Below are 1714 nucleotides of genomic sequence, written 5' to 3' on the forward strand. Positions count from 1 at the left end.
TTCCCATGACGGGATATTTAGCCCTTGCCCGACGTTGGCGGCCCCAGCATTTTGAAGATTTTGTTGGGCAGGAGGCCGTTGTAGCCGCCTTACGTCATGCCCTGGACTCCGGCCGAATCCACCATGCGTTTTTGTTTACGGGAACGCGAGGCGTAGGTAAAACCACTTTGGCAAGGCTGCTTGCCAAATGTTTGAACTGCGAAAAAGGTATCAGCAGCCAACCCTGCGGAACCTGCAGTGCCTGTCTGAGTATCAGCGCCGGAAATTTTGTCGATTTGCTGGAAGTGGATGCCGCCAGCCGCACCCGCGTGGATGAAACCCGTGAACTGCTCGATAATGTCCAGTACGCACCGGTGGCCGGGCGCTATAAAATCTACCTCATCGATGAAGTGCACATGCTGTCCACCCATAGTTTCAATGCACTCCTGAAAACCCTTGAAGAACCGCCCGAACACGTCAAGTTTTTGCTGGCAACCACGGACCCTCAGAAGCTTCCCATCACCGTTTTATCCCGCTGTTTGCAGTTCAACTTACGCAGGCTGGAAATCGGCCAGATTCAGGGGCGCCTGCAGCAGATCATGCTGGCAGAGAAAATTTCCGCAGAAGATGCCGCACTGCACATATTGTCCAAAGCCGCTGATGGCAGTTTGCGCGATGCCCTCAGCCTTCTGGATCAGGCTATTGTCCATGGTGGTGGCGAAGTGCGCCGTGAGGGTGTGCTTGGCATGCTGGGACGCAGTGGCGACGATACTGTTATGCTGATGATTGCAGCGCTTATTGCCCAAGATGCGGAACGGGTATTTGCGCTGGTCAACGAACACCTGGCGCGGGGTCTGGATGCTGCCGGGCTACTGGACCTGATCATCGAAGGGACGCATCGATTGAGTCTTGCTCAGTTTGTGCCAGGTGTTGCAGAAGGTGATGATGCGGAACTGATCAGTCAGTTACGAAACAAAATCAATCCACTGGTTTTACAGTCCTGGTACGCCCTGTTGCTGTCAGCGCGTCGGGATTTTCAGCTCTATCCAGATCAACGCATGGCACTGGAAATGGCGTTTTTGCGGGTGCTCAGTTTCTCTACGGATAATATTCCACCATCGGCGCTGTCGCCCGAACCGGGGAAAAAGCCCAGTGCCATCTCTCAAGCCTCTACAGAGACTGCGATCACAGCCGTTGAAACTGTTCAACCCGTCCTGCCAGAACTGATTCCAGAATCAAGCACATTTGCGGATATGGTCCGCGAGCCCGCTCCTGAAATTCACAGCGAAAATGTATTCATACCGCCGCAAGCAGTCCATATGAGTCTTTCCTGGCAGGAACTGATTGCCGCATTATCACTTTCACCGTTGCTGCAGGAACAGCTGCGACACGGTCAAGCCCTGCAGTGTGATGCGCAAAAGGTGGATCTGCTCATAGAGCCTCGCTACCTGCCCTTTATTATCAAGGAAAAAGCGCGAATTGTGAAAGCGCTCAGTGACCACTTTGGTCAGACGCCGCAACTCGTCATTAGTGAATTGACCGAGGCGAGCGGCGTACGCAGCGTAAATGCTGAAGCAGAATCTCAGGCCTCCGCGCGACAGGAAGAAGCACAGGTCAGGGTGGCCAATGATCCTCTGATCAAACAATTTACGGAAATACTGGGTACTCAGGTAGAATCCATTACCTTGATGACTTTAACGAATCAACAGGGAGGTAGTCGATGATGAAAGGTGGT

At 53.1% G+C, this 1714-nt stretch carries 1 protein-coding gene; it reads left to right on the top strand.

All coding sequences use genetic code 11. From position 1 onward, the window contains the following. Nucleotides 1-1703, top strand: a 1703-nt coding sequence (gene dnaX, locus AC2VLY_RS15115) for a DNA polymerase III subunit gamma/tau (RefSeq protein WP_486922559.1), incomplete at its 5' end; no start/stop codon positions are given. Nucleotides 1704-1714 lie beyond the last annotated feature (11 nt).

This window comes from Acidithiobacillus sp. TH-A36 (assembly GCF_057473445.1).